An 8,638-nucleotide genomic window follows, 5' to 3' on the forward strand; every position below is an offset into this window, starting at 1 on the left:
TCCCACACACAATGTAGTACATATTTAAAGTACAGTCTAGTTGCTACACAGACTCTTGTACATATAAACATTAAGGTGAAATAGAGATAAGAATTCATTACATAAAAAGCACTACCAAGCTAAACGTACAAAATATCATCTGTGCATTTTGATGAAATGTTAAAATGCCTAGATGATATTTTTTTGAAGAATTCTTGTATGTGTTTAGGAATAACAATTTCTAAAACTTAATGATTCTCTACTTTTGGAACATCCAAAAATTTGTGTAAATAAATTTACGGTGTATGTACATTCATTTAAATAGGAAAAATGAGGTTTTTCATATGAAGTATAGTTATAAAGTGTTTATATTTATTTGGACAATTATTTTATTGTTTTTTCTACTTTATTTTGGTTACTGTAAAATTTCCGACACTGAGCAAGTACCTGTCATATCAGTCAAACAATAGAAGTGAAAAATATTGAGAAAACCAAATGAGATAAAAATAGATACAGTAGAAAGACTACTACAGGAAGTAATTAATTGTACGAAGTTAGATGAAATATTGGAAATAAAAAACTTTAATGGAAAATATATTGATTGCTGCTTGGGGAGAAAATTATAAATATCATAATCGGTATAAAGATATTTATGAGTTATTCAGAGGTTACCATTTACACTGCTTTAGGAAAAAAAGGATGTGTTAACGAGACACTCTTTATATATAAGTAACGATTCAAGCCAATAGATTACATAAAACCAGAGCGGATTGTGTATCGTCTTATTCGAACTACAAGAAACCATGAACGTACAAGTAAAGCGGGACTTACAGCAAACTGTAATGGTGAAACAGGAGGAGACGCATGGGTGTGGTGTTCAATTTGTCATGAAGAACATCCCGTTCTTTTCTGATATATTTCAATATGATCAAGGAAACCCCTATCATTCCTTACCATTATGTCAGCACATATATATGGTATACGCTCATTTAACAGAGAATTATGTAGGGGAAGATTTATTTCTTCTGCAAAGTGCTGCAGCACTCCATGATACAGGTAAACCGTTTTGCCGTGTATTTAAAAAGCTCAAAGGGTACCATTCGTATTATGGTCACGAATATGTTAGTACCCATATCGCTTGTCACTTTTTAATGGAACTTGGTTTCAAATGGGAGTTTATTGAGAAAGTATTAATGATTACAGGCTTTCATATGAAGATGTTACATGGAGGGGAAGAGGCAGCACGTGAAATCTATTATTACTGCGGTGATGAGATGCTTACAAAATTATATTTTTTCCGAGATGCAGATGTATTTGCGAAGTAGAGAGGTGAAAAAATGCTTGTAAAATATTCATGAACATTGCACGTTCCTTGGTCGATAGGGGTAACAAGTGATGACCGTGTTCTACAAAATATGGACGGATTTGAAACTCAAGAAGTGGTCGTACTAGAAAAGTTAGATGGTGAAACTACATCACTTTATAAAGATGCTATTCATGCAAGGTGATTATCAAGTGGTCATCACCCATCGAGAACATGGGTAAAAACGTTACAAGGAAGTATGGGGTATAGAATTCCAGAAGGCTGGCGGATATGTGGTGAAAATGTGTATGCTTGTCATAGTATTCACTATATAGCACTGACGTCCTATTTTTATGTCTTTTCAATATGGAATGAGAAAAATGAATGTTTATCGTGGGATGCAACAGTTGCATGGTGTAAAAAGTTAGGCCTTGCACACGTTCCATTGTTATATCGGGGCCCCTATAATGAAAAGGTAATTTGTTCGAAAAGACCATGTGCAAACCAATCAGCACTGGATGACACAAGCGGTTATCCAAAATAAATTAGCAAAATAAAAACACGCAATTCCAAATGGAACTGCGTGTTTTATCGTTTTCTAGCATCGTTTGACGTTCATGTATGGTTACTCTTATCAGAGAATATCCCCCCCTAACACGGAAAACTATTAATTTATTAGTTTTTATTCGTAACTTTTAAGGTATCTAACACGATTTTAGTAGCGTCTGCAATAAGCTTATCATCATATTCTGCATCTTCTTTATCATGATTAGAAAGGATGGCAAGAACAATTGGCTTTTTATTTGGTGGCCAAATAATTGCAATATCATTCCTTGTTCCATAAGATCCTGCGCCTGTTTTATCAGCCACTTCCCATCCTTTTGGTACGCCCGCACGAATCAACTTATCTCCAGTCGTATTTCTCTTCATCCAATCTACTAATAATTCACGTTTCTCTGTTGGAAGTGCAGATCCTAATGTAAATGATTGAAGTGTCTTAGCGATCGCTTCTGGTGTACTGGTATCGCGCGTTTCTCCAGGGTGTACTTCATTTAATTCAGGTTCAAATCGTTCAGATTTAGTAACCGTATCTCCCGTTTCTCTCAAGATTTTTTCAAATGCGGATGGACCACCTAACTTTTTAAGAATTAAATTATGTGCTGTACTGTCACTATATCGAACAGAAGCATCTGCAAGTTCTCTTAACGTCATTCCTGTATCCACATGCTTTTCTGTAATTGGATTATAATTAGAAAGGTCTTCACGCGTATACGTAATCCTTTCATCAAGAGCTTCTATTGAGTTCTGACGTAAAAGAGCTCCCGTTGCTAATGATTTAGATGTAGAGGCAAATGCAAAACGATCATTTGAATGATAAGCAACAGTTTGATTTGTACCTGTATCCAGAGCATAAATACCAAGCTTAGCATTATATTTTTTTTCAAGCTTAGCAAAAGAATCATGACCTGTATTTTCTTGTTTAATTTGCTTTATTTGTTTTGTTTGCTTAGGTGGTTCAGATGGAGTATTACTATTAGAACACCCTATTAGTGTTACACATGAAAGTAATACGACAGGTACAATCTTTTTGTAATGTGAAATGGTAAAGAACTTGTTTAAAACGTACATGAATTTTCAACCTCTTTCAAAAATATATGGATTTTGTTTTGGTATTTTAAATACCGATGTTAATTTAAAGTGGGTGTTGGATACCAATACTTCTGAAGTTGAATTTTAACAGGCTAAGCAGAACCAAAGTGTTTATATGAATGAACGGTTACTGTTTAGGGTGTTTCTTTTTTGCTTACATTTGAAATAGTTTACCTGTGAAAGTATTAAACTCGTAACATTTATATGAAGTATTTCAATACACACTTTTTTTACATCACTTTACTTTTGAGAATAATAAGTCCTTTCATATTTTTAGGAATACACATAATAGACACTCTAAGTAATAAATTTGTTCCATTTTAACTTGGCGAACGGTAAAGAAAATACAATGAATTGTAAATGAAATCTGTACGGGAATCTAGTACCGTATAGTACAGTGCATATGAAAAACTCCTCAATGCTATCTCTCAAAAAATAATAATTCTCGGCTTTATAAACTGTATTTTCAAAAACATTGCGAGCTTGTAAGAAAAATGAAAGGTAATTCAATATGAGATAAATAACTTTACTACTACAATGAAAAACAGAATCATTCTTAAAAATCATGAGATACGATATCAAGTTATTTGCGTGCTTAATACATTTTACTAAATGTTCCAGTTTTAATAGAGAAAGTCGAATCAGACCATTAACGAATGGTATATTATTCGTATTTTGGAAAAATCAAAATGTAGACAAGCATCTTCTATCAAATCTCATTCTTAGTGTGTACATTTGGAGGGAATTTCTCATATGAAATTAGTAAAAGTAAAAGATCTTAGTTAGGAGAAAAATGATAATGTTAACAAATTCAAGGTGAAGAAAGAAGGTAGCGTAGGTCTATTCATTAGGGGAAGCCTGAGGAGATTATATTAGATAAGTTAATCTTTAGCGATGAGGGGGATGGACAATTACAAAAGAACAGCAAGCTGAATTTCATTTCTAAGAGGGGGGCAGACGCCTCTCTTTTTTATGCCGCAAATAGCATTAATTCGTTAATTAATTTATATGAGATTATCTTAAATAAGTTAGTTAAGAAAGAAAAATAAAAGTGAGTAAAAAGATAAAAATACACAGGTACGTAAAAAATAAGGAAGTTGTATTTGCAAGTGTTTTAGTTGGGTGTGATATCAATTGTATTGGTAAAGGTGAATATTACGTTTAAATTGCCATGGATGGAAAAGGAGGAGTTTCAAAATCTATGGATGGTAAAGTGATGGGAAAGGAGTATGAATATATATTCTCGGGTTTTGATAAGGAAGGTAAAGAAAAAGAGTTAGAATTTATTGCACAAAAGAATCTTCGTAAAGAAGCATTCCTACCTGTATATCATTCAGATAAAAAAGGTGTAACAGCTTGGGAGGAAGTGCAGGAAGACGAGCGCTCTAAAAAAGCAAAAGAAAAACTAGGTATGAAATAATCAGTTATTTGTGATGGTGGATTCTCCTAGGTGGAGGGTTCGCCGTTTTTTATTATATGTTACGTTGTAGTTTTTATATAAAGTATATTGAAAAGATGGGTTAAATCTTATGGAATGATATCTCCATAATTAATAACTTGCACAATAACTTTTCAATTATCACTAAATCCATTCATATCAACAAGTTGTCCCCCATATCCCTTTGTAGCAATATCTTTTAAAGCACGCTAAAAATACCCTTTATTTTAACTTTATCTTATCTTTACCTTATCTTTAAATTTTTATATTAAACTTGAAACCTTAAAGTATTGATGTATGAGTCTAAAAGGGCGGGAGATAGATGTTCATTACATAGTTTGTATATAACCAATTACCTTTGAAAAATTGAATTTCTTATACGAGGAGGAATATATGAAGGATACAAGTAAAAAACAAATTATAAAAGTGTTCCTTATTAGTATTCTAGGCTTAGGAACAATACTTGGAATGCTATATTTTAATCATAAAACCAATATTCAACAAAATAAAGCGCAAGCCACTGAAAAACGTGTATTGCAATATGAGTCCACCTTAAAAAAAGAATTAGAAAAATATAATTTAGGAGAGAAAACACCAATTTTATTAGGAATTATGTATCAAGAGAGTAGAGGTGAGGGAAACGACCCTATGCAGTCATCCGAATCACTTGGATTAAAGCCAAATGAAATTCAAGAGACAAGCTTGAGCATTAAACAAGGGGTAAAGCACTTTGCTAAAATGTACAAATATGGAACGGACAAGGATGTTAGCATAGATACAATTATTCAAAGTTATAATATGGGGCCAGGGTATATTGATTTTATTGCTAGTCAAGAAGTTAAACAACACTCGGAGGATTCGGCCAAAAAATTTTCTAAGATGAAAGTTGATCAAAAACCAGCGATGTATACTTGTGGTGGAAATAAAAATAATTTTAGGTATCCATATTGTTATGGTGATTTCACATATGCCACAAAGGTAAATGAAAAAACAAAACTTATTGAAAAACTTCTTCGAAATGTACATAGCCTTTCTAAATAAGTTGCAGAATGAAATATAATGATACCATCAGTTATTAACAATAATATCTAAGAAAAAACTACTTTCTTTCTTAATTCGCATAATTTTCAAAAACAAATCCCGTGGATGTTAATATTTGTTATATAATATATTTGTCAAAGCATTAACCCTAAAGATTCTAAATTCAAGCTGTAAGATAGTTTGTTTGGCCCGTATTTTCACCTTAAAAGTAGAGTTTAAATATAGTTGCAATTTTTTGAGGGGGAAAAGTAAATGTTTATAAAAACAGAAAGATTATTAATACGAAAATTTGAGTTCAAAGATTGGCAAGCTGTTCATGAGTATACATCAGATATCAATGTTATGAAATACATACCTGAAGGGGTCTTTACTGAAGAAAATACAAGAAACTTTGTGAATGAAAACATTGGTGAAAACGCTAAGAACTTTCCTGTAGTATTAATTGATAAAGATATTCTGATTGGTCATATAGTTTTTCATAAATATTTTGGTGAGCATACATATGAGATTGGTTGGGTGTTCAATCCTAAATATTTCAATAAAGGATATGCTTCTGAAGCAGCACAAGCTACTTTGAAATATGGCTTTAAGGAAATGAAATTACATAGGATTATAGCTACATGTCAGCCACAAAATACCCCATCATATCGAGTAATGGAGAAGATTGGAATGAGAAGAGAAGGCTATTTCAGGAAGTGTATACCACATGGGAATGAATGGTGGGATGAATATTATTACGCTATTTTAGAAGAAGAGTAGTGCCTTGGAACGCATCATTTAAATGGACACTCCTATTCCTAAATAGGCAAGTTGACTATCTTTATTGGGGATCCTTGCTACTAAAGGCGAACTTTATTTCCGGTATCGCTGACGTGCAAAACTTTGTATAATCTGATCTTATCTCTAAATCACAACTGTTACCCCATCACCATCAAGTTAAAGTTTCATTTTATTTTGCTAACTTGATGGTGATGTGACGTAACCTTAATTATTTAAAAATTTTAAAAAGGCCCCTTAGTCATGTTAAAGGGACCTTGATCACGCAAATGATATGTAAGCCAATTCATTTTTGATATACAGATTATTTGTATGATAATTTTTATAAATAATTGCTAAATAGTGAATTTACATAAATGCTTTTAGAAGTTCTTGAATTAATGGGATTGCTCCACCTATAAATTTTAAAACTGCCATTGCGATTTCCATATTATTCTCTCCTCTTTTTCGTATTAAGATGTGATAAATCTTTATAACCTTATTATAGTAAGCGCTTACAATTATAACAATACATTTTCGTATGCAATATTGCATATTTATACATTAGATCTCTATTATTCATTTTTAAATGGTACTATAGCGAGGTGAGAGTCTTTAAGGGTTCTCCTTAATAGGAGGAAATATGGAAAGAGTGCAAGCGATTTACAGTAATCAAAAATTTAAGAGTTGGGTTAAACAGGTATTAGCTGTAGGAGGAGTAATAGGGTGCTGTTATTTGGTGTTATATGTTTTCTGTTTCTTAGTTATCATGTAAATATTATACAACTAAACTAGTAGAGTCTTGCCTAGAGAGGTAAGGCTCTTTTATTGTAGTACCTGGAGATGAGCAAACTACATACAATATCTCTCAGGTTTTTCAGATCACTTTGTATAATTCCTTGTTTAGAACACTAATTTCTATTATCGAAACTAAATAAACATCTATTTAAAAGTTTCAATTTATATTGAAAACAGAATTCCATTGATAAAAAATATGTTTTTACTAGATACATATTAAAAAGACAAGCATAAATTATATGAGATTTTGGCAAAGTCTTTTTGACTTGGAAAAGGATTTAAATCTTACTTATAGATTTGATTCCTTTTTATATACTATAATCATTATATTGATACGTAAACATAATACATTAATAATGATTTAAAAGCAAGAATTTTAGTAGCGGTACGTTCACACATCCATCAACTTAAGATTTTAAAGTAGCTCTTAAACAAAAAAATTCTTTTTTTAATTGATTAATAGTAAACAAGAAAGGTTGGCAAATTAACAACTAAAGAGATTTCTTCAGGTAAGCTAATAAGTAATCTATCAAAAGGTCCTTTACAAAATTTATACATAAGTCAATTATAAGATCATGTAAATTTAAAATAATGTAAACATTATACATTTTTGTAAAAGACATTCATTGACACTTGTTTATATAAGTAACTATACTCGTTACATCAAATTGAATGTGTGATAATACGATTTTATTATTATTACAAACATGTAAATAGAAAATCCCAATTTGATAAATACAATGGTAGAGGTGTTTATTTTAATGAAGCACAAATTAATTGCAACAGGTATCCTTGCAGGATCTATATTATCCTATTCTTCTAATATTTTAGCAGATACTCATACATTCCCTGATGTTCCTGTATGGGCCGATAAATCTGTTAATTATTTAGTTGATAAACAGGTATTGAATGGTTATCCAGATGGAACTTTTGGTTCAAATGACTCATTGGACAGAGCTTCGGCTACAAAAATTATGACAAAAGTTTTAGGGATACAAATTGATCCTAATGCAAAACCATCTTTTACTGATTCACAAAATCACTGGGCTACTCCTTATATTGCTGCTGCTGAAAGAGCTGGTATTGTTAAGGGTGAAGGTAATGGAATCTTCAATCCATCTGGAAAAGTAACTCGCGCTGCTATGGCTACGATGCTAGTAAATGCATATAAACTACAAAGCACAGCAAATCATAACGAGCAGGTTAGATTTGAAGATTTAAAAGGGCATTGGGGAGAAAAATACGCCAATATTTTAATAGATTTAAAAATCTCTAATGGTACCGAGAACGGTTGGCAACCAAATAGATTTATAACACGTGCTGAAGCTGCTCAACTTACTGCAAAAACAGATATGTTACAACAAAATTTAAACGATGAAAAAGAGATTATTACTGCTACCTCATATGAAGATTTAAATTTAACAGTGGCTTCGAAAATTACAGCTCAAGAGATTGATAGTTTTATTGCGAAATATCATTCGGATAGTCCTTTAGTTGGCCATGGGCAAGATTTTATCAATGCGCAAAATCAATATGGTGTGAGTGCTCATTATTTAGCAGCACATGCGATTTTAGAATCTGGATACGGAAAATCAGAAATCGCATATCAAAAACATAATCTATTCGGTCTACGTGCATATGATGGAGATCCGTTTAAATATGCGAAATATTTA

Annotated in this window: 7 protein-coding genes and 1 pseudogene; 6 read left to right on the plus strand and 2 right to left on the minus strand. The window is 31.8% G+C overall.

What is annotated here, in order from left to right; all coding sequences use genetic code 11:
• Positions 1-782: 782 nt before the first annotated feature.
• Together ACS2FK_RS27040 and ACS2FK_RS27045 are read left to right on the plus strand one after the other, a co-directional pair.
• Entirely contained in the window at positions 783-1,304 is a 522-nt protein-coding gene (locus ACS2FK_RS27040; protein ID WP_230387343.1) for an HD domain-containing protein, read from the plus strand.
• A 90-nt stretch (positions 1,305-1,394) separates the two neighbouring features.
• Positions 1,395-1,839: pseudogene (locus ACS2FK_RS27045) on the plus strand (RNA ligase family protein).
• A gap of 118 nt (positions 1,840-1,957) precedes the next feature.
• Here the strand turns inward: ACS2FK_RS27045 and blaIII are convergent.
• Positions 1,958-2,911, minus strand: a complete 954-nt coding sequence (blaIII, locus tag ACS2FK_RS27050; RefSeq protein WP_063547317.1) for a class A beta-lactamase BlaIII — start codon at positions 2,909-2,911, stop codon at positions 1,958-1,960.
• Between the two features lie 1,192 nt (positions 2,912-4,103).
• Here blaIII and ACS2FK_RS27055 point away from each other — a divergent pair.
• The 3 genes from ACS2FK_RS27055 (at position 4,104) to ACS2FK_RS27065 (ending at position 6,170) form a co-directional block, all read left to right on the plus strand.
• Complete coding sequence (locus tag ACS2FK_RS27055; protein ID WP_230387344.1) at positions 4,104-4,352, plus strand: YxeA family protein; 249 nt, start codon at positions 4,104-4,106, stop codon at positions 4,350-4,352.
• A gap of 411 nt (positions 4,353-4,763) precedes the next feature.
• Entirely contained in the window at positions 4,764-5,411 is a 648-nt protein-coding gene (locus ACS2FK_RS27060) for a lysozyme family protein (RefSeq protein ID WP_063547318.1), read from the plus strand.
• Between the two features lie 252 nt (positions 5,412-5,663).
• A complete protein-coding gene (locus ACS2FK_RS27065) occupies positions 5,664-6,170 on the plus strand; it encodes a GNAT family N-acetyltransferase (RefSeq protein ID WP_000470146.1) in 507 nt (168 codons plus the stop codon).
• Positions 6,171-6,536: 366 nt separating this feature from the next.
• Here ACS2FK_RS27065 and ACS2FK_RS27070 read toward each other — a convergent pair whose 3' ends face one another.
• Positions 6,537-6,722, minus strand: coding sequence for a hypothetical protein (locus tag ACS2FK_RS27070; RefSeq protein WP_063547319.1), 186 nt, complete (start codon positions 6,720-6,722; stop codon positions 6,537-6,539).
• A gap of 1,004 nt (positions 6,723-7,726) precedes the next feature.
• Here ACS2FK_RS27070 and ACS2FK_RS27075 point away from each other — a divergent pair.
• The coding region (locus ACS2FK_RS27075; RefSeq protein ID WP_438899899.1) for an S-layer homology domain-containing protein at positions 7,727-8,638 on the plus strand (912 nt) is incomplete at its 3' end.

Source organism: Bacillus cereus group sp. BceL220 (genome assembly GCF_051776965.1).
Lineage (GTDB): Bacteria > Bacillota > Bacilli > Bacillales > Bacillaceae_G > Bacillus_A > Bacillus_A cereus.

Bases quoted from the DNA above. Each gene is read 5' to 3' on its own strand.
- ACS2FK_RS27040 (WP_230387343.1), top strand. From the start codon at position 783: ATGAACGTACAAGTAAAGCGGGACTTACAGCAAACTGTAATGGTGAAA.
- ACS2FK_RS27065 (WP_000470146.1), top strand. From the start codon at position 5,664: ATGTTTATAAAAACAGAAAGATTATTAATACGAAAATTTGAGTTCAAA.
- ACS2FK_RS27060 (WP_063547318.1), top strand. From the start codon at position 4,764: ATGAAGGATACAAGTAAAAAACAAATTATAAAAGTGTTCCTTATTAGT.
- blaIII (WP_063547317.1), bottom strand. From the start codon at position 2,911: ATGTACGTTTTAAACAAGTTCTTTACCATTTCACATTACAAAAAGATT.
- ACS2FK_RS27055 (WP_230387344.1), top strand. From the start codon at position 4,104: ATGGATGGAAAAGGAGGAGTTTCAAAATCTATGGATGGTAAAGTGATG.
- ACS2FK_RS27070 (WP_063547319.1), bottom strand. From the start codon at position 6,722: ATGCAATATTGCATACGAAAATGTATTGTTATAATTGTAAGCGCTTAC.